The organism is Paenibacillus sp. 2TAF8, from assembly GCF_052114825.1.
Taxonomy (GTDB): Bacteria; Bacillota; Bacilli; order Paenibacillales; family Paenibacillaceae; genus Paenibacillus.
In genome coordinates this window covers 59596-79310 of record NZ_JBFRFN010000019.1, presented here as the reverse complement: position 1 = coordinate 79310, position 19715 = coordinate 59596, and the positions used below count along the sequence as shown (strand labels likewise).

The window sequence follows — 19715 nt, the reverse complement described above, 5'->3', positions numbered from 1 at the left end:
ATGCAATTATTAACGCTAAGTTGATATAAATCGCTCAGAGAGATTCACGTCAGTAAAAGCCATTTGAATAACCTACTGGAGGAATTCGCACACCACCTCCAGCAGAGCATTCGATATTTGCCAGGCTTCATATGAACAAAGTCAGCTCAGGTAAAACTTCGCTGGTCATTAATCCACTACAAAAGGAGTAAGCAAGATGCACACCTTTATCGTTCTTTCCGATCCAGAAACAATTTCGTTCAACCTAAAGAAGAACCTATCTCTAATTGAACGATATGGGATGTACTATCATATTCACAAAATTTTTAACCGCACCATTGCTGAACTGAAATGCGCTGATCATCTCCCACCAATGAATGAATCCGTTGATGATACAGTGCAAATGTTTGGGTTCAGTACCGAAGATCATTATTTAAGCTGTAATAACAAACTTAATTGGCCTAATTTAGATTAGTTTGGGTGTGTAGATCGCTTCATCTTGAGTGAAGATCACATCTTATTTGCCATCCTGAAGGATGAAACTTCTAGTGAATCATGGCTCAGATTGAACTGAGACAAATTTCTCTATGCATCTCACAACTAAAATTTGCTCTCATTATACAACCAGACACAGCTTAGAGGAGGTTTACATGAATCAAAAACAGATTAGTGCTTTGTACATTCGCGTATCCACGGAAAAACAAGTCGAAGGCTTCAGTTTGGAAGCACAGAAGGAAGCCCTGTATGAGTACTGCAAAATTAGAAAGCTCGATGTTTACCAGCTTTATGTTGATGCTGGACGTTCAGGCAAATCTATAGAAGGCAGACCTGCTCTTACAAAACTGTTGGGGGATGCCGGCAAAGGACACTTCCAGCAAGTGATATGTCTCCGGTTAAATCGAATCTCACGGAACTTAAAAGACTTACTCCACATTATTGAGCTCTTTGATCAACACGGCATTATGTTACACAGCCTAACTGAAAATCTCCAAACCAATTCACCAATGGGTAAATTCGCAGTCCATATGCTTGGTTCCGTTGCTGAACATGAGCGTATCCAAATCAAGGAAAATCTTCGGCTGGGTATGCAACGTCGTAACCGACTCGGTAAATGGAACAGTGGTAATCAGGTACTTGGCTATCGTTGGGTAACCCATTCCGTAAATCGTCATCTCTCCTACGTTGACATCATTCCTGACGAAGCAGAGTTGGTACGTGCCATTTTCACATGGTATGCCAATGGTCTCGGCCTCAAAGCGATAACGAATCGCTTGAATAAAAATGGACACCGAACGAAGAAAGGTAAGCTGTTCCAGAGCATGTCTGTACGCAGCATTTTAACGAACGTCAATTATATTGGAAAGATCACCTACACTGAAAATTCTATGCAGGAACATAAGAAAATCGTGAATGGCGAACATGAGCCAATTATTTCAAACGAGTTGTGGGATAAGGTACAGCAACAGTTAACTCTCCGCTCCCACCCAATTTCAAAGCGTATAGACTATACGTTTCTACTGACAGGTTTATTAAAATGTCCAGCCTGTGGGAGTAGTATGACTGCATCCCATGTCTCAAGGAAACGGAAGAACACGTCTCAATCCACCTCTTATTACTATATATGTAGCCAATATGTTTCTAAAGGCTACTCTGCCTGTAAGCCTCATCATATTCGAGCAGATCAAGCGGAGAGAGCGGTACAGATACATGTCCAACAATTCCTTGCTAACCCTACTGTTGCTGAACGGTTGGTGTTAAAGCTTAATGATCAACGGTACAGAAAACTTTTACCTGCCAGGCAACACTTGAAAGAGCATGAAGCCAATATAACTTCTTTAAAGAAGCGAATTTTGCGCTGTTACGAATTATTTGAGGATGGACACATTGACAGCAAGGAGCTAAAAAATATGCTCGAAAGGCTTAAATCCCAAATAGCTGTGTTAGAGATGGAACGTGAGGATCTGGAACAAAAGATAGCCTCTGAACCTGAACAACCTATACCGCTCACTCACATTCGCCATGTACTAGCTGATTTTAAACCCGTTCTACAACGAGCATCGCCCTCACAAAAGAAAGCCCTGTTTCAAAGTATACTCACCAAGATCACCCTTCCGAATAACAGAGATATTTCTGGGATGGTCATTCAAGGATCGGAAGCCTTACTTCATTTAGAGATACCAACAAATTTAAAGAAGGAGAGAGTCTGGCAATGAATCATAAATCATCACCAAAAAAAGTTGCTATCTATGCCCGTGTCAGTACAGAAGAACAAGCTGAACATGGATACTCTATTGATGCACAACTTGAGACTCTTAGAAAATACTGTGAGCTGTATAGTAATGAAGTTGTAGATGAGTACGTAGACCGCGGCGTAAGTGGGAAAAGCATCAAAGGACGCTATGAGCTTCAACGGCTTTTGAAGGATGCCGAAGAATCCAAATTCAACGAAGTTATTGTATGGAAGTTTAACCGCATGGCTCGTAAAAATATTGATCTGCTTCATATTGTAGATTTGCTGGAGAAGAATAGTATTACATTCCGATCGTTCTCTGAAAATTTTGATACCAACTCATCTATGGGTCGTTTTGCCCTTCAAATGATGGGCGCAGTAGGCGAGTTGGAGAGAAACACCATTGTGGACAACGTAAAAATGGGTCATAGGCAGCGCGCAAAAATGGGGCTTCATAATGGCAAGGTACCACTTGGCTATACCGTAGTTGAAGGTAACGGAAATTCACGAGAAACTAAATCGGAAATCATCATTGTAGAGGATGAGGCTTCTATTGTCCGCTATATTTTTGAGCAATATGCTACTGGGCATGGACTCAAGACAATTGCTAACGATCTGAATCATCGAGGTAGAAAAACTCAAAAGGGAAATCCATTTTCAACTACCGCTATTCGTGACTTGTTGGATAATCCCATGTTTGTAGGTAAAATTCGTTACAATCAGTACGAGAACTGGGCAGAGAAACGGCGTAAAGGCAAAAGCTCAGAGGTTATTCTAGTTGACGGTCATCATCCACCGATTATTAATAAAGCATTGTGGGAAAAAGTTCAGCTACTCCGGGAAAAGAAGGCCACGTTGCCCAAGAAGCGGTTCGAAGGAGAGTATCTGCTAACTGGACTGATTCGTTGCCCTGAGTGCAGTGCTGCCATGACCGCGAGTCGCACGGTCAATCGGTCGAAGGATGGGGAGAAGATCACTAGGATGTACTATTCCTGTGGTCGGTTTCGAAGCCAGGGCAGCGCCGTATGCCACGCCAACAGCGTACGCAAGGTAGAAGCCGAACAAGCGGTAACTGACCGCATCAGACAAGCCGTAGTCAATCCAGAGATTCTACAAAGAGTTGTCCGTAGCGTCAATGAAAGACGATCTGGACGGATCAAACCGCTGCGTGATGAGTTAGCAGCAGTACAGGCACGTATCACCAGTCTGGAGGATAAGAAACGCAAGTACCTTGAATTGTATGAAATAGACGATATTGACCGCGATATGTTTTCTGAACGCCTGAGCATATTAAACAAGGAGCTGGATACCGAGCTAACCCGTAAGTCAAAGCTGGAATTAGAGCTTCGAGATGATCAGGCTGATCCTGCATCCTACGAGCTTGTACGTTCCCTAATAACGAAGTTCGATGCCCTGCTACGTCACTCCCCATTTCAACAGCGCAAAACCCTGATGCACCTGATTGTGAAGAAGATTACGCTGGACGACAAGAAGCGAGTCAGCAGCGTTGAGCTTGCATTCAACGAGCAAACCGAGAAGCATTTTTTAAGCGTAGCCCCTTCTGCTGAACCAATAGCAGAAGGGGCTTTTCCTTTGTCCGGAAAAGCCCCCCATATCAAACAAACATTAAGGATCATCATTTGATTGATTCTGTACTTAGGTCAGCGTAGCACCCGATGCAACTAAATTCGTAGCTAACGCCCATCCGGTCTCTCCAACAGCCTTGATTAGACCTCTACCTGTATCCTTTAAACTACGCTTCATGGGCGTCCCCTCCTCTTTGGTATCCTCTTTGCAAAGTGAAGTGCCATCCAACCAATATCTCACCAACGAAAGAACGACCAGAGGGACAATGTAGCTTACGAACCCGATTGGATTTGAACCAATTAGCGCCGACCCTAACCTAAATACAGAATGTCTTTGTTTATTTATACGCACGATGAAGACCTTAGTTTCATTCAAGTCGAGATTTATCAATTTTTAGAAGGACACTTCTCATATCCCCCGAACGTATAACCTCCTAAATCTCGCCCTACTTGTGGTATGATTCTCCGCGCTAGCTATAACGGCAAGTCAAAAGCCACCCAAGTACTGGACGGCTCCGTTTTACCACTTTACTGATTAGGCTGAAGGATTAGTAAGGAAGGAAGCAATGTAATGATCATTGATGCGGAAGTCATTCCCACGATTGACTAACATACAAAATTGTTCATTTCGTTGCTCAATTAGACCAACTCCAGAGAACAAATAACCTTTATGTTCACTGACCAACTCTTTCAAATCCTCGAAATAACGAGCAAAGTTAACTGGGGCATTATCAAAGAAATATTCTTCAAAATACACTGTAAAGAAATGATTACCGTCTTGCAGTTGAAGAACTGCTCTTTTCTCGCCCACTTCAACATTTTGAATGTAACCTTCTATACTTCTAGTCCAATTCAAATCATCAACGGTTAAATTGATAAGTGATCTAGTTCTGACAGAAGGCTCCTTAACATTATCCTCTCCACTTGCTAGATCAGCATTTGGACCAGTAGTGGGAACAATATTAACAGAGGTGTTCGAACCTGAGTCTGGATCAACTGTCCGCCTGGGTTTCTTCTTCTTGTTTCCAGATGCAGGTTTCTCAGATCCTGCTGCTTCCTCTTTTCTCTTTTTCCTCAAATTATCGAGTACACTTTTCACATGCTTATCACTTAATTCCATAGTTGATGTTGCCATGGATTTTTGTTTATTGGCTGTTGCTTCTCTTTCAAAGTAATCAATACAATCCTGTATATGATCCTCTTTTTGCCAAGTTTTGAAGTGAGCTCTTACCTTGCCTTTGGGAACGTATGACAATCTGGCTTCGCAACCTAGATAAGTGCAGTACAAATTATTTTTGACATCATTGTAATTTTCGTGTTGCTCAATATTAAAAACTGTGACCATTTCTTCGGTTTCTTTGGTTTTATAATTCGCTTCATAGATTGGCATATACTGCAATCTTCCTTCCTGATTTCTATATTTTGGGACAGGAAGAAATCGATTATGTACCCCCTAGCTTTTTGCCGATCTTACAAAACTCGTTTCTTACTTCCGAACGAAAGGCGAACATAAAATGAACATTTCATGATATCCTTGCCTAGAATGACTGAAATCTGTTAGTATAAACTCATCGTGAATGGAAACGGGTAATTGTATTAAGTATGAACTCTCAATGTGGGGACATTGAGAGACTTACCGAACGGACATTGAAATACTTCTGTCCCATTATCATTTTATAATTTGCTATACTTAAAGTCAAAAAGGCTAAAGTCGCTATTAGGCGATTTCAGCCTTTTTTCGTCCAAATTTCTCCAAAAGACGACACTGGGCTCCTACAATCTCTCTTTTTCTTGTTAGCACTCTGTTTTACTGAGTGCTAGAAAATTAATATACGACATTAGACTCTTACTACCGATTTGAGCTAACTCTGGTCTGGAGGATCTCATATGTACATCATTCAAACAAAAAACGACATTAGTTCTCCGGTGGTTAGTTTCTTGACTACTCCTCTTCGAGTAGCCTAGTAAGAGTCTATATTTCAATTACATTTCTGCCTTCCAATGCGTTAGAAAGTTGTTGAAGATTAGCAAATGGACTGCTGGAAACAATTTTACTAAGTCCCTGCATACCTATGTTTACCATCTCCTTATCTCCTAATTCAAGACCACGATCTATTATTTCAAATGATTTATTAATAGCAACTTTACGCTCTTCAAAAATCGAGTCGAATACTTGGTGATAAAGTTCATATTTACTTTTGATTTCAAAGAGAGCAACTTCTTTTTGTGCCTCTAGTTTAGCTAGTTCTAAACTTGTAAATTGTTTCTCTTTGTACGCCTCGCCCAATAAGTTAAATAAGTGCAATACATCAGGAGTAGGAATAATCTTTGCGGTTTCTCCTAATTTAACAACAGCCTGTTGAATTTGCTTATCCTTCATTACCTTCTTAAACAATTAGATTCCTCCTAGTTCTTCGTCAAAAACAGGTGTATCAATCATAGCTGCAAAATCGGATGCAATACCACCTATATAAGAAATATGCTTTAGATCATTTTCTGAATAATAGCTTCCCCGAAACAAATTCCTACGGAACCAACGAACAAGTTTAGAAATGATAAAGAATCTATTTAAGTGACGAAGAGTTTCTCTTAATTCACTTTCGAAAACAGATTGCGCCTTATCAATTGCAATAATGAGTTCATTAGATCGTTTTTCTATAAGTTTCATTTGAAGTATGTTACCTTCCATTTGATCAATATAACCAATTACTCTATACATTTCTCTTTCAATCTCATTAATTTTCTTGTTAGCATTAAGGTGACTAAACACGCCAAGTAATGCAAGAGCAGGAATTGCAACGATCCCTCCAATAACAGCGGTTCCAGCAGCCATGCCACCGCCACCAGCAGCAATTGCCCCACCACCAAACCAAGCTAGAGTAGCGTTCGTGGCTGCTGCTCCTGATAGACTAGCAATCGCTGTACCGGTTGAAGCTGCTCCAAATGTTGTGACGAGTGCCCAAGTCCCCAAGGCAGTCCCAACACCTGCTGACACACCTTTAGTAGCTGACATTGCGATTTGCCCAGCGGTTATAGTTGTTTCAATTCTTTTGAAGTCAATCATCTCATATTGATTTCCATAACTTCTAGATACAACATCTCGGTCTTTTCCCTTTAAATTCTTAGAAACCTTACTAATTTTCTTTAAACTCTTAACAGCTTTAACCTTGACTTGAATAACGTTCTCTAATGTTATATCCACATCTCTTCGTTTAGACTCCATTTCAGTATAAAGCTGTTCATATTGGATCTTTAAATCCTCAAACTCAGTAATCTTACGTTCAACACGCCCGTGTGCTCCAAAGGTGACTACATTTTTAAAAAAACTCACTGATAGACTCCCCCTGATTTTCTCTTATAAAGCTATGGTTTTAATATTCCTAATTCGGAAAACCCCTGCAGAACTTCGAAAAACTGACCTCAGCCCTTATTTAAAACATTAAAAATTTGAATTGTGCCTTTCAAAACTAATGTAATAATACTACTATATTCCAGTAAATTGAACAAAAAATTTGCTTCACTTACACACGTACACAAAGAATTTCGCCCTACTTGTGGTACGGTTCACCCCGATTTATCTTCACTGCGCGATAAATCTGCTCCACCAGCACCAGCCGCATAAGCTGATGCGGCAAGGTCATGCGCCCGAAGCTCAAGCGCTGCTTCGCGCGGCGCAACACCTCATCGGAGAGCCCATGGCTCCCTCCGATGACAAACACGACATGGCTCGTCCCATATGTGCCGAGCTTGTCGATCTCCACAGCCAGCTCCTCGGAACTCCAGAGCTGGCCATCCAGTGCGAGCGCGACGACGTGCGCCTCGCTCTTCACATGCGCGAGGATGCGTTCGCCCTCGCGCTCTTTTACCGCCCGAACCTCAGCTTCACTCAGGGTATCGGGCGCTTTCTCGTCTGCGACCTCGATCATCTGAAACTTGATGTACGGGGCGAGTCGCTTGGCATATTCCTGAATGCCCAGCGTTAAATATTTTTCCTTCAATTTGCCTACGCCAATAATTTGAATCAACATATGATCATTCCTCCTGAATCATTGTCCTCGCACACAATCGATCTATAATCCAAATGCTCCTATCGTACCATTCATCATCGTTCATATACTTCACTAAAGTTACTCTAAACCTCAAATTTACTTCACTCACAGCATATTACGCATTTCCTTGCACGTTATGTACAATGGTTAAGCATCTTTTGCATTCATCGTTAGTATACACCTTTACATCTTTATATCTGGTAGGCTCTTAGAATGCCGCATAAAGTTACCAGCATCAAGCAAAGCCACTCCCTTATTACGCACAAAACTCTAACGATCACCATGGACCTATGTCAAGAAAGTAGACACTTACGCGACGGATTTGTCCGTAAATTTCTTCGCAAAACGAGCAGGGGAAAGATAACCTAGTGCACCATGCATTCGCTTGCGGTTGTAATAGAACTCAATGTACTGGTAAATGGCGTTATAAGCCTCTTCTGGATTCTTAAAACGAGGGTTACAGTAAATGAGTTCCTTCTTCAAAATACTGTGCCAAGACTCGATACATGCGTTATCGTAACAGTTTCCTCGGCGGCTCATACTGAGTTCCATACCATACGATTTCAGTTGCTCCACGTATTCTTTTGACGTGTACTGCGAGCCACGATCCGAGTGATGGAGCAGTCCTGGAGCGGGGCGTTTGGCCCGGTAAGCATCATTCAATGCATCGAGCACCAGGCTCGTTTCCATATGGTTGTACAGACGCCAGCCTACAATTTCACGCGTACACAAATCCAGAACACTGGCGAGATATAACCGGCCTCCTCGGCAGGGAATGTAGGTGATATCGGTGACCCATGCGGTGTTCGGTTTGGACGTTTGAAATTGCTGGTTCAGCGTATTGGGTGCAATGGGATGATGATGGTTAGAATTCGTTGTTTGGACACGATACCGTGGACTGTGCACGGAACGAAGATTCATTTGACGCATGTATATACTGACGGTACGGGAAGAGATTTTGTATCCTTCCAGATGGAGCGCATACGTAATTTTCGGACTTCCACACCGCTTCTGGTGGTCGTAGAAATGAAACCGAATACGCTTCATGATCTCAGCTCTCCGGTGCTGTTGCTTGCTTGTTCGATCCATCCGCCATTTGTAATATCCGCTCCGTGACACATGTAACAGGGTGCACATCTTCTCCAAAGAAAACAGGGAGCGATGGTTTTCCACAAACTGAAATCTTAGTTCTTTGGTTTGCTGAAGATGTGCACTGCTTTTTTTACGATAGCCAGTTCCTCTTGCGTGTCCGCAAGGGTATGTTCTTTCTCTTCAAGTAACCGGCGCATTTCTTGGAGCTCAGCTTCCAGCTCTTTCACTCGATCTACGCTAGCTACGGGCTCATGTTTAAGTTCACGATACTTGCCCATCCACTGGTGTAATGTACTTTTTGGAATGTTGAGTTCTTCTGCCAAGTCTCCGAGTGTCTTGGTCTGTTCTTGAATAAATTTTACCGTTTGTTTCTTGAATTCTTCATTGTATCGTTGCCGTTGTTCTCCCATATGGACACACCTCCGTTAGCCTTATTATCCTTCTGTCCGTTAACGGGTGTCCACTTTTTATTCTAGCTCCACCACAAACCTTATTTCGCACAAATCGCCCACTTTTAAAATCTAACGATCACAGATGACGCTATTTCCGCCAAACTGTGCATTTTTCACCCTGTTTGAAGCAATTTTATCAAAATAAGCTCTCTACGGATCGTTAGAATTTCACCATGCTCATTTTCCCCAAATAAGGCTTCTCATGATCGTTACAATTCGCAAGTGCCCGAGTTACGCCCAATGTCCTAGCCCTTTCCCATTCTGTCTTGGCCGCTCCTCAGCTCCTCTTGTCACTTTCATTCTCTTCGCTCTACCTCTTGCCGCCCCTACCCATTAGCTCGCCAGCCCCCATACTCTCCTCGCCACAGCCGCTCACTCCCCACAAATGCAAAAAGAGCGCTCAACACGCTCTCTCTACACCTTGCTTGATGTTCATACCGGATCGAACCAAGTCTAACGCCAGAAGCACTACCGCTACTCCGCCATGCACAACGACATAATCACATAGCAACAACCAATAGCACACCTGGCGGCTTGCTCTACAGTACGCTAAACGACAAGGAATTCCGCGTGCTGATCGCACTCAGCGCATTTGGCAGGCGGGTCCCAGTCGGCAAATTCCGTCTCCTTCAGATCCACGATATCCGGAGCGTCCTCATATTCATCCACAAACATGTCGATGGCAATGTCCACGTGTTCTTTGCATACAACGTACATCCGTTAAGCATCCTTTCTGTCACCAGCTATGTTCCCGATTCACAACCGCTTATCCCATTACAGGATAGCCACTTCTCAGTTCTATCACACCTGCCGCGGAAAAGAAACCCCCACCTCGCAGATCCGTGCAAAAACATGCCTCTCTTTCACTGAAATGGCCTTTCCTCTTAGCATAGGCAGATATATCTTTCCCTTTCCTGTCTTACCAAACACAAAAACCCAAAATTTAACCTACAAATCCTAGATAGCAATGCACATGTACATGCACACACTTAAGAATGCTACTCCGACTTATCCAATCCCCTGCTATTCTTGCTCTATTTCACCCACGTTCTCCCGTTGCCTTCGAGCTTAGCCTTTAATCAAATCCTGCTCGCCCACCTTACCAAGGCAAACCACCGCATATAAAAAAGCACCCCCTCAACGATACCCACCCACAGGTATCCTTGCTGGAATGCTTCAACTTTATTTTTAACTTCAAGCGTACATTCACGCTTTTGCTCTTACCCTTGCTTTGCCCTTGTCGTTGCCTTTACTCTATCTCTGATCTTGTCCTTACTCTTATCTTTACCTTACGGTATCCCTACCCCTCAGCTCCCAGCCTACTCCAATCCCGACTGAGCCTTCGTAAGTAATTTACCGCCTTGGAAAGCAATTACTGCGTTGCCGCCGTTGCCAGCTGTACCTTTATAGTTGTACACAACCATGTTCTCCGCTTCACTCAGCGCTTCACCTTCGCCGCCAAGAATGTCAATGACATCTTCTAAGCTCATGCCGACCTCCAGCTTCTCATACTGGGCAAACGTAATCAGCACACCGTCCCCTTTTCCAGCAGAACCGTTATTTCCTACAGCTGTTGGTGCCTTGCCACCTGTACCTTGTCCAACAACGCCAGCTGTATCAAATTCATTCAGCTTTTTCTCGAGTGCAGCAATTTTCTGCGCTTGCTCATCGCTTTTGATTCCTTGTTCAGTCAGCTTTTTCTCCAGCCCAGCAATCTTCTCCTGCAATGCGCTCGTATCTACAGATGCAACAGGTGTGCTCTCTGATCCACAAGCCGATAGCAACAGCATCGATAATGCCAATCCTGTTCCGCCAAGTACCTTTTTCTTCAATAGATTCATCTCCGAATCCCTCCATTTTCAGATTAGCCAGCCAGATCACACGTTATCCAGCTGTTATTTGCAACAACGATCTATGTAAACACATTAAGAACAGTTTACCATACAGGCAAACAAATGTATCTGCGCCTTTCGCTCCAAGTCTTTCTTTCTAATTGCATCCTGTCCTACCCTCAGGTTCTACCTCATACCTCATGCCCCATGAACATAAAAAGAGTGGTCAGATATTCTGATCACTCTCTCTACTCTCATCTTGTCTCATGATCATCTTATCAGTATGACCATGTTCTATAACATATGATCATTGCAGCGAAAACAACCTGCACTTCTTATCCCACTGTCGCAGCCATACAAACTTCACAAGCCTTTACTCCGGCTTATCCGTAAGCTTCACAGAGATCTTCTCCGCTTTACCATCCCGATAGAACGAAATCTCTAGCGTATCGCCGATCTTTTTCTTATCGTACAGGAATTTCCGCAGGTCCAGCGTGGATGTAATTTTTTGCCCATCGAATTCCGTAATCACATCGTTCAGCTTCATGCCTGCCTCGGATGCCGGGCCGGAAGCCTCCAGCACGACCACACCGCTATCGATGTGAGATGGCAGCTTAAGGTCTTTCCGCTGATCATCGTCGAGTGGAGCGTACGGATTGCTCAAATCAACAGTGTACACGCCCAGATAAGGACGGGAAACTTTGCCGTTCAGCAGAAGGGAGTCCACCGTTTTCATTACTTCGTTCATCGGAATGGCGAAGCCAAGACCCTCAACGCCCGTATCCGAAATTTTCATCGTATTAATGCCTACGACTTTGCCGTTCAGGTCAACCAGTGCTCCACCGCTGTTGCCTTCGTTAATCGCCGCATCCGTCTGAATTACGTTTTGCTCCCAGTCGTATACCCCATCCTGATTAATGGATACAGGTAAAATCCGATCCGTGTAACTAACGATCCCCGATGTCAGTGTACCGCCCAGTCCCAGTGGGTTACCGATTGCCAGGACGGTTTGGCCGCGTTGTAACTTGCTGGAATCACCGATTTCTGCCGCAGCTCCGAGGCCTTTATCATCGGTCGACAGTACCGCAATATCGCTCACCCGATCTTTACCAACCAGTTTGGCTTTATGCGTTTCCCCGTCCACCGTCACGATCTCCAGATCACTGGCACCTTCCACGACGTGGTGATTGGTCATAATGTAGGCTTTGCCATCTTCTTTTTTGAAAATAACCCCGGAACCCAGCGCGGAATCCTCCATCGACAGGCTGCTGCCTGTTTTATGATTCACGATGCTGACAACCGAAGGACGTACTTCTGCCGCCGCATTGATGATGCGGTCGTACGGATCAGCCACCTGTGCTGTCTGTGCAGTTCCACCACCCTGACCTGCTGCATTCGCCAGAGGCAACTGCGTTGCAGGCTGGCTGATGAAGCTGAACAGTGTAACCGTCACGAGGGAACTGATTACCGAACTGATCACAGCTACCTTAACGGTAGAACTGAATTCCGAGCGTGATTTACGCGGATTGCTCCAGCGATCACGTGCGCGTCTTCCGCCTCCCGGGCGGATGATCTGTAGTTTGCCTTTCTGTTCAGGTTCGGCGCGTCTTGATACCTTGGTTGAATAAAAATCGTCTCCAAACAATCCCATCGTGATCCTCTCCCCTTCGTTGTCACGCATCAAGACCCTGACTGCCGCCCAAGTTATAACATGGAAGACCGATGGTACTTCGCGTTCCCCATGCTTTTTTGCATGTTCACAAACTGGCCTTGCACACCGCCGCCTCCCAAACCAAATCGGGAACAGAGGTTTATATACAACAGAATGGCACTCCATCCCGTGTGTTCTATCAATCATATTCTCGCCTACTGCGAGATTTGAGATTCCATTTCATACGCAAAAACAGCCAAAATCATATTACTCCTTATATACTAAACACTTTATATCCAAAAAAGTTGCATAATTACGTAAATAAACGTAAATTTTCGCGATAACTCACTTAACAATAAAGGTTCATACTATCTATCACCACAAAATGGGATGCGCTAAGCGCTGTTCTCTCGAATTCATAAAACTTTTTCAGTCCATTTTCAGTCCAAGTTCCAGACAGAATAGCTACAGTTTCAGCATACACATCCTGCCAGGAGAATGTTAGAGGCAAAAAGAGGAATGATTTCCACCCAGCCTGACTACAATAATAGTAAAAGAACAATTCAAAGCTTCATAGAATGAAGGAGGATTCCACAATGGAACGCACACGAACACTCACAGCAATGGACGAAGTGCATATGGCGGCCAAGCTGGCCGATCTCAAAGAAGAGCATTACCGTAATACACTAGCACTTAGCACCATCATTGAACTGCTTATTGATAAAGGCATCCTCACACGCGAGGAAGTGGAGCGCAAAGCCGCCGAACTGGACAGCTTTATGGCTCACCCACCCTATCCCATGGTGTAGGACGATCATAATACGTATCACAGAGCTTGAACTCATGATCCCGATAAAAACAGCCACGGCTTTCCATGGCATCGCGCACCGACATTTTAGCCAAATCCATCATATTATGATCCCGGCTGAGATGTGCCAGATACGTACGCTTGATGCGTCCGTTCATCAGTTCACTAAGCGCCGCACCTGCGGCTTCGTTCGACAAATGCCCGATGTCACTCAAAATCCGGCGCTTGGTGTTCCACGGATACCGCCCCATACGCAGCAATTCGACATCATGATTCGCCTCCAGCACGAGCACATCCGAGTCCGAGATCGCATCGCGAACCTTGTCGCTCATATATCCGAGGTCTGTCGCGACGGACAGCTTCTCACTGCCATCATCGAACGTGTAACCAACCGGTTCAGCCGCATCATGTGATATTCCGAAAGACTCCACGCGCAGCGAGCCAAAATCATGCTTCTCACCCGTTTCAAAAATCCGCCGGTTCTCCTCCGGGATCGCTCCGACTGACTTCTCCAAAGCCGCCCACGTATTCGTATTTGCATAGATCGGTAAATTATATTTCCGAGACATCGCGCCTAGTCCTTTAATATGATCCGAATGTTCATGTGTCACCAGAATGCCATCCAGTTCCGTTCCCGAAATCTCCCGTTCGAGAAACAATGCCTCCAGCCGCTTCGCGCTAAGACCCGCATCAATCATGAGTGAAGTGCCCCCATGCTGAATGACTGTGGCATTACCTGTCGAACCACTGGATAACACCGTAAAATATATCCCCATAACGCATTACTCCCCTGGTTTATCTGACTTGGGACTGAATACGTCCCCACTGATGCCCTGCACGTACAACACTTCGCCACTTTCCAGAACGAACCGCCATGCCGGCATCGCTACCTGTATATCTGAATTGAACAACTGGCCGTAGTAGCCCAGCTGAATATCTTTCACAATTGCATCGTTTGGCAAAAAGTTTTCGATCAGCGTTCCCAGCGCCTTTGACGCCGGAAGTACCTGCTGATCGCTCTCCTCGGCGGTTGTAATCCGCACGGGAGTCTGATGATATCCCGTGATTTTCTGATCGCTGTAGAACAGCTCCAGACTCACGTTAAAGAGCGGCCACTTCCCGTCCACCAGCGGGTGGAGCACAAAAGCCCCATCCTCCGCCATCAGCTGGTCCAGCCGGTACGAGCTGATTTGCGGAATCTCCGCCTGCAACGCGTCCGTCAGCTCGCTTGGCGAGAAGATCAGCTTGCTGTCCACCGGCTCCTCCAGCTCTACTTCAATACCCGACTTGTCCTCTTCGGTGAACTCATAGGACAACTTCGGCAGCTTCGGCGTCTCATTTGGGATCGGTGCCAGCACTTGAATGCCCTTCTCTTCCATTGCCTGCTGTGTATTATCCGCGAGCGAGGTGAAGTCCAGATTGGCTCCAGCTGTCTCTCGCGCATCCATCCAGATCTGATATCCCAGCACCAGATTCAGCAGCAGAAATGCATAAATTAATACATTTTTCGCCCGTCCCCAATCCAGACCATTCACCTCCTTATTTACCTGATCGTCTAGTATAACCTTGCTTCCACGTTGCCGACGCAGCCTCGTATCCTAATAACCTGTGGCCAGCCACACGTTTCGCCTTCTTGTTCAGTTACTTAAAGTTTGGTTACTGAAAGTTTGTTTTGGCTCGTTTTGAGTTTGTGTTTGGCTTTGTTTACCTCTAAGCCCATGGCACTTTCAGGCTAACGATCACCAGGAACCTTATTTGCCTCATTTCAGGCTCATTTTAATTCTAACGATCACCAGAAACCTTATTTCGTGTAAATTCAGACTTTTCAGCCATAATTAGCCCCATTTCACTGAAATAGCGTCTGTGGTGATCGTTAGATTTTCAAAGCCTCGCAATTCTAGCCTATAACGTCAATGGTGATCGTTAGGATTTCAGCCGCGCATATATGCTTTCGATTTAATTCCAGCTTCTAATTTTCCCGTTTATAAAAGGATAACATCCTTCTTGTGTACTGCTAAGACACCGTCGTTTCCTCACCGTTGCCAAAACGGATCACCCAGACCGGAATCAGCTTCAGCCCATCTTCTATCGCCGATGGACGATACGCCGGGTACACGTCCACAACTTTGCGGTTTTCGCCCGCTACTTTGCGAATCAGATTTTTCAGCTTATCCCCACCAGGCAGTTTGATCGACTTTTTGGCTTCCGTACCTTCGTTCAAATATTCCAAGGATCGCTCATAGCTCGACACAGTCTCTTGTTGCATCTCCATGTTGATGGTGCCAAAGCGGAACTGCATCAAGTCCATAATTGGAAAACTGCCGTAATATTGCTGGAACTGCAACTGCGTTTTGTTGTCAGCCGATCTCAGCATCATGCGTGATCGCCCTTTCCAGCCGCCATGCTGATTGACAAAATCAACTGCTGACAGCGCATCCTTGGACGAATCACTCTGTCCCGCAGGTGGTGCTGCCGGGTCTGTATAGCTAATCCATCGCTGCTCCTGTTTCACCTGCAGACTACGTTTGCTGTCGGTATAGATCTCTGATCCATCCTTTTCCCGGATGTTCCGGGTCATGCTTGGATCTGTGAATAGACTGCGCTGCATCTGCTCCACGGTGAACTGTCCTGTCGGCACACTTGCCTCAATCGCATCCAGGGCCTGCGCGGGAATATAATATCCACCTGACATCAGCGTGTACGGTGTCCAGCTCGTCCCAAAGTCGACATGCTGCTTCACATCCTGTACTGTTAAATCCGCCTGTGTGGCCTCATAGACGACATCTCCCTTTGCACTGAAAAACAGTGCTTGAGCCTTCGTCTCATTCGGGGTTGTGTATATAGCAATGCGGTTGATAGTCTCTCCCTGAAAAAGAGAATCCGTGCCCAGACGCATTACGCGCTGTAACAAAGTCACCGGCATGCCTTCCTTAAACGATAACTCAAAGCCGGGACTTTCCTTGCGAATCTGATCCCAGTTCACCGACTGCACACTACGCCGCTGGAAATCTTCGAACGTCCGGCCTTTTAACCTGGAATAGATCAACTGATAGAATGTGTTTCCTGGATAAAACACGGTATGTTTGTCTTGGCCCAGATGAATAATCATCTGATCCGGAAAGATTAACTCCTCAATATTACGCTCCTGACCCATATTCTCGGTCTTCACGTAGTTTGTCTCGGAGGTCACAACAGAGTCACCGCCTCCAGGCAAACGATAGATCAGAAAGTAACTTTGAATCAGGCTGGCTGCAACCAGCGAAGCAAGCACCAGAGATTTAATCCGTTCCTTCAAGGTGCTCACCCCCTTTATCACGCATCGGCAATGTAAAAGTTACCGTTGTGCCAACATCTACCTCAGACTCCAGCGAGATGCTACCATCATGTGCTTTTACAATTTCCCGGGCAATGGACAACCCGAGCCCTGTGCCCCCCATGCTACGGGAGCGTGCTTTGTCAACGCGATAAAAGCGTTCAAATATCCGATCCAGATCTCGCTGTGGAATACCCATACCTGTGTCGGATACCGAGATCGCTAGCGTATGTTCATCGCTACGCCGAGCTGCAATCGTGATGGTGCCGCCCTCCAGCGTATATTTCAATGCATTGGACACCACATTGTCCAGAACCTGATCAATCTGATCCCGATCCATTGGCACTGCTGGAATATCATTCTCCACAGACAGGACAGACTGAATATCCTTCTGATGCATCTGGAAGGAGAAGCGATCCGTCACTTCCTCCAGCATCTCCAAAATATCGATAGGCTGCTTGCGCAACAAAGCTTCCTTGGAATCCAGCCTGGACAGGTGCAACAAATCCGTTACCAAACGGATCATGCGCTCCGTCTCATTCTGAATAACACCCACAAAACGTTCCGCAAGTTGCGGGTCTTCCAATGCCCCATCATCCAGTGCCTCCGCGTAACTTTTAATTGTGGTGAGCGGTGTACGCAGCTCATGTGATACATTCGCCACGAATTCACGCCGCGAGGCCTCAAGCTCCTCCTGCTCCGTTACATCCTGAAGCACCGCAATCGTGCCGGTGATCCCCAGCTCACGCCGATGAACCGGTGTGAACGTCATGCGAATGACGACGGGCTCCTCCTGGCCTGCCGGAGCAATCTGGAGAAGCGTTGAGCCGGTAAAACCGCTCGCCAGCGCTTCCGCATCTTCCGGATCAATACCCAACAGGACGGCTAAATGTCTGCCTTCAATATCGGATGGACGCATGCCGAGAATGCTGCTGGCACGGCGGTTGACCAGAATGACTTTGCCGTACTCATCCGTTGCAACAACACCATCACTCATATTGGTCAGGATGGATGTCAGCTTCTCCTTCTCCTCCTCGTTCTGAGAGAGGGCATCCCGCAGCCTGCTAGTCATATAGTTAAATGCCCGGCTGAGTTGTCCGATCTCATCTGTCCCAAATACCGGCGTCTGCTGGTCAAAGTTTCCTTCCGCAACCGCGGTTGCCCGCCTTGTCACTTCCTTAATTGGTTGAGTAATCGTATGAGACAGAATAACACCAAGCACCGCGGTTAACACGAGGGCAATCAGAATACCCGAGATAAAAATCTTGTTAATGCCCTCCATCGTTGCGTACAGCTCGTTCATCGATGCGGCGATGTAGACCGCACCAATAATTTTGCTGCCGGATAATACCGGTTTAGCTACGACTTTTTTACGAACATTATCCTCGTCTACGATATATTCCTCATTATCCCGAATACCTTGCAACGCACGGCTGACAACAGTTTGGGTATTTTTTCGCCCGATATAATCGGAATGTGAACTTAGCGAGGTAGTAAGCACCTTGCCGCTGGCATCCAGCACCTGAATCTCGGCACCGTTGATGTTAAACAGATTGTTAACCAGTACACGCAGACTCTCTGTTTTGTCCTCACCAGCTTCTGCCTCTCCACCAGCCATCGTCTGACCCACCAACACTGACAGCATTTCTGCTCGTGCTTGCAAATCCTCCGTAAAGTTACTGGTGAGCGAGTTCTTCATCGCACTTACGAAATAAACGCCGATCAATTGCATCGCAATCAGGATCAGCAGTACATAAATAATAATTAACTTCGCCTGAATCGTTCGAAAGAACGAAAATTGCGAGAAACGACCCATTATATCCCCACGCTTTTGGCACTGCGCACGAGATAACCAAGCCCCCGGCGAGTCAGAATCGTTTCCGGCTTGCTCGGATTTTCTTCAATCTTCTCCCGTAGCCTGCGGATCGTCACATCTACTGTACGCACGTCGCCAAAATATTCGTATCCCCATACGGCTTGTAGCAGATGCTCTCGCGTCATGACCTTGCCTGAATGCTTGGCCATATAATAGAGCAGTTCATACTCCCGATGTGTCAGATCAAGCGGTTCCCCGCCCTTGTACGCCGTATACATGTCCATATCAAAAGCCAGATCAAAGAGCCGCAATATCTGCCTCCCTTCTTCCTCCGGCGCTTCTACAATCGCTGCAGGTTTCTGTTGTCTGCGCATCTGAGCCTTAACCCGTGCGAGCAACTCCCGTGTGCTAAAAGGTTTGGTCACATAATCATCTGCACCTAGTTCCAGACCGAGCACTTTGTCGATCTCCCCGTCTTTGGCTGTCAGCATAATAATCGGGATCTCCAGATGAGCACGCACCTCGCGGCACACATCCATCCCGTCCTTGCCCGGAAGCATCAGATCCAGAAGCATCAGATCCGGTTTCTCGGATAACGCCAGTTCGACCGCACGAATACCATCAAACGCACAGATGACCTCGTATCCCTCTTTTTCCAAATTAAACTTCAAAATGTCTGCGATGGGCTGCTCGTCGTCCACCACCAAAATCTTTCCCTGCATCGGCTGAATTCACCCCTATATCCTGCTTAATCCGCCACTGGCGTTGTCTCTCTAATCTATTTTTATTGCTTATAGTCCATATCGTGTTGTGCATTAAATATAATCAACGATTTATACTCTCTAGTTTAACATACCTGAGCTACCGTCACATCCCGATACCCCTCTTGGAAGACGTTTCCTGTAAA

Annotated in this window: 17 protein-coding genes; 3 read left to right on the top strand and 14 right to left on the bottom strand. The window is 45.7% G+C overall.

Translation table 11 applies throughout. From position 1 onward, the window contains the following. Positions 1 to 629: 629 nt before the first annotated feature. Positions 630 to 2192: a recombinase family protein gene (locus tag AB4Z30_RS23090; protein ID WP_441929792.1), complete on the top strand. Its 1563-nt coding sequence runs from the start codon at positions 630 to 632 to the stop codon at positions 2190 to 2192. After that, on the top strand, positions 2189 to 3853 hold the full coding sequence (locus AB4Z30_RS23085) for a recombinase family protein (RefSeq protein ID WP_441929791.1): 1665 nt from the start codon (positions 2189 to 2191) through the stop codon (positions 3851 to 3853). The genes AB4Z30_RS23090 and AB4Z30_RS23085 overlap by 4 nt, the downstream gene beginning before the upstream one ends. Positions 3854 to 4330: 477 nt before the next feature. On the opposite strand, the gene AB4Z30_RS23080 is transcribed toward AB4Z30_RS23085, so the two are convergent. The 9 genes from AB4Z30_RS23080 to AB4Z30_RS23040 all read right to left on the bottom strand — a co-directional run bounded on the left by AB4Z30_RS23080 (position 4331) and on the right by AB4Z30_RS23040 (position 12871). After that, entirely contained in the window at positions 4331 to 5185 is an 855-nt protein-coding gene (locus AB4Z30_RS23080) for a hypothetical protein (RefSeq protein WP_441929790.1), read from the bottom strand. A gap of 582 nt (positions 5186 to 5767) precedes the next feature. Beyond that, complete coding sequence (locus tag AB4Z30_RS23075; protein WP_441929789.1) at positions 5768 to 6190, bottom strand: hypothetical protein; 423 nt, start codon at positions 6188 to 6190, stop codon at positions 5768 to 5770. Then, entirely contained in the window at positions 6191 to 7126 is a 936-nt protein-coding gene (locus AB4Z30_RS23070; protein ID WP_441929788.1) for a hypothetical protein, read from the bottom strand. It abuts the gene before it with no gap. Between the two features lie 217 nt (positions 7127 to 7343). Then, the gene (rlmH, locus tag AB4Z30_RS23065) at positions 7344 to 7823 is read right to left on the bottom strand and encodes a 23S rRNA (pseudouridine(1915)-N(3))-methyltransferase RlmH (protein WP_123067026.1); all 480 of its coding nucleotides are present in this window, start codon (positions 7821 to 7823) and stop codon (positions 7344 to 7346) included. Between the two features lie 330 nt (positions 7824 to 8153). Next, positions 8154 to 9017, bottom strand: coding sequence for an IS3 family transposase (locus AB4Z30_RS23060; protein ID WP_441929787.1), 864 nt, complete (start codon positions 9015 to 9017; stop codon positions 8154 to 8156). Between the two features lie 11 nt (positions 9018 to 9028). Then, positions 9029 to 9346, bottom strand: a complete 318-nt coding sequence (locus AB4Z30_RS23055) for a transposase (protein WP_441929786.1) — start codon at positions 9344 to 9346, stop codon at positions 9029 to 9031. A gap of 591 nt (positions 9347 to 9937) precedes the next feature. Beyond that, a complete protein-coding gene (locus tag AB4Z30_RS23050) occupies positions 9938 to 10105 on the bottom strand; it encodes a CxxH/CxxC protein (RefSeq protein WP_090923561.1) in 168 nt (55 codons plus the stop codon). 602 nt (positions 10106 to 10707) lie between these two features. Further along, positions 10708 to 11229 carry a hypothetical protein gene (locus AB4Z30_RS23045; RefSeq protein WP_441929785.1) on the bottom strand — a complete coding sequence of 174 codons (522 nt, stop codon included), beginning with the start codon at positions 11227 to 11229 and terminating at the stop codon, positions 10708 to 10710. Positions 11230 to 11593: 364 nt separating this feature from the next. Continuing rightward, positions 11594 to 12871, bottom strand: coding sequence for a S1C family serine protease (locus tag AB4Z30_RS23040; RefSeq protein WP_441929784.1), 1278 nt, complete (start codon positions 12869 to 12871; stop codon positions 11594 to 11596). A gap of 596 nt (positions 12872 to 13467) precedes the next feature. Here AB4Z30_RS23040 and AB4Z30_RS23035 point away from each other — a divergent pair. After that, the gene (locus tag AB4Z30_RS23035; RefSeq protein ID WP_090923564.1) at positions 13468 to 13680 is read left to right on the top strand and encodes a hypothetical protein; all 213 of its coding nucleotides are present in this window, start codon (positions 13468 to 13470) and stop codon (positions 13678 to 13680) included. On the opposite strand, the gene AB4Z30_RS23030 is transcribed toward AB4Z30_RS23035, so the two are convergent. The 5 genes from AB4Z30_RS23030 to yycF all read right to left on the bottom strand — a co-directional run bounded on the left by AB4Z30_RS23030 (position 13649) and on the right by yycF (position 19530). Further along, positions 13649 to 14455: an MBL fold metallo-hydrolase gene (locus AB4Z30_RS23030; RefSeq protein WP_090923565.1), complete on the bottom strand. Its 807-nt coding sequence runs from the start codon at positions 14453 to 14455 to the stop codon at positions 13649 to 13651. The two genes, AB4Z30_RS23035 and AB4Z30_RS23030, sit on opposite strands and share 32 nt — an antisense overlap. A 6-nt stretch (positions 14456 to 14461) precedes the next feature. Beyond that, positions 14462 to 15205 carry a two-component system regulatory protein YycI gene (gene yycI / locus AB4Z30_RS23025; RefSeq protein WP_441929821.1) on the bottom strand — a complete coding sequence of 248 codons (744 nt, stop codon included), beginning with the start codon at positions 15203 to 15205 and terminating at the stop codon, positions 14462 to 14464. A 488-nt stretch (positions 15206 to 15693) separates the two neighbouring features. Beyond that, positions 15694 to 16974, bottom strand: coding sequence for a YycH family regulatory protein (locus AB4Z30_RS23020; protein ID WP_441929783.1), 1281 nt, complete (start codon positions 16972 to 16974; stop codon positions 15694 to 15696). Then, on the bottom strand, positions 16958 to 18808 hold the full coding sequence (walK, locus tag AB4Z30_RS23015; protein ID WP_441929782.1) for a cell wall metabolism sensor histidine kinase WalK: 1851 nt from the start codon (positions 18806 to 18808) through the stop codon (positions 16958 to 16960). The genes AB4Z30_RS23020 and walK overlap by 17 nt, the downstream gene beginning before the upstream one ends. Then, positions 18808 to 19530 carry a response regulator YycF gene (yycF, locus tag AB4Z30_RS23010; RefSeq protein WP_441929781.1) on the bottom strand — a complete coding sequence of 241 codons (723 nt, stop codon included), beginning with the start codon at positions 19528 to 19530 and terminating at the stop codon, positions 18808 to 18810. Before yycF ends, walK begins: the two co-directional genes overlap by 1 nt. Positions 19531 to 19715 lie beyond the last annotated feature (185 nt).

Coding starts and splice junctions, on each gene's coding strand:
- AB4Z30_RS23090 (WP_441929792.1), top strand. CDS start 630: ATGAATCAAAAACAGATTAGTGCTTTGTACATTCGCGTATCCACGGAA.
- AB4Z30_RS23085 (WP_441929791.1), top strand. CDS start 2,189: ATGAATCATAAATCATCACCAAAAAAAGTTGCTATCTATGCCCGTGTC.
- AB4Z30_RS23080 (WP_441929790.1), bottom strand. CDS start 5,185: ATGCCAATCTATGAAGCGAATTATAAAACCAAAGAAACCGAAGAAATG.
- rlmH (WP_123067026.1), bottom strand. CDS start 7,823: ATGTTGATTCAAATTATTGGCGTAGGCAAATTGAAGGAAAAATATTTA.
- AB4Z30_RS23055 (WP_441929786.1), bottom strand. CDS start 9,346: ATGGGAGAACAACGGCAACGATACAATGAAGAATTCAAGAAACAAACG.
- AB4Z30_RS23050 (WP_090923561.1), bottom strand. CDS start 10,105: ATGTACGTTGTATGCAAAGAACACGTGGACATTGCCATCGACATGTTT.
- AB4Z30_RS23045 (WP_441929785.1), bottom strand. CDS start 11,229: ATGAATCTATTGAAGAAAAAGGTACTTGGCGGAACAGGATTGGCATTA.
- AB4Z30_RS23040 (WP_441929784.1), bottom strand. CDS start 12,871: ATGGGATTGTTTGGAGACGATTTTTATTCAACCAAGGTATCAAGACGC.
- AB4Z30_RS23035 (WP_090923564.1), top strand. CDS start 13,468: ATGGAACGCACACGAACACTCACAGCAATGGACGAAGTGCATATGGCG.
- AB4Z30_RS23030 (WP_090923565.1), bottom strand. CDS start 14,455: ATGGGGATATATTTTACGGTGTTATCCAGTGGTTCGACAGGTAATGCC.
- walK (WP_441929782.1), bottom strand. CDS start 18,808: ATGGGTCGTTTCTCGCAATTTTCGTTCTTTCGAACGATTCAGGCGAAG.
- yycF (WP_441929781.1), bottom strand. CDS start 19,530: ATGCAGGGAAAGATTTTGGTGGTGGACGACGAGCAGCCCATCGCAGAC.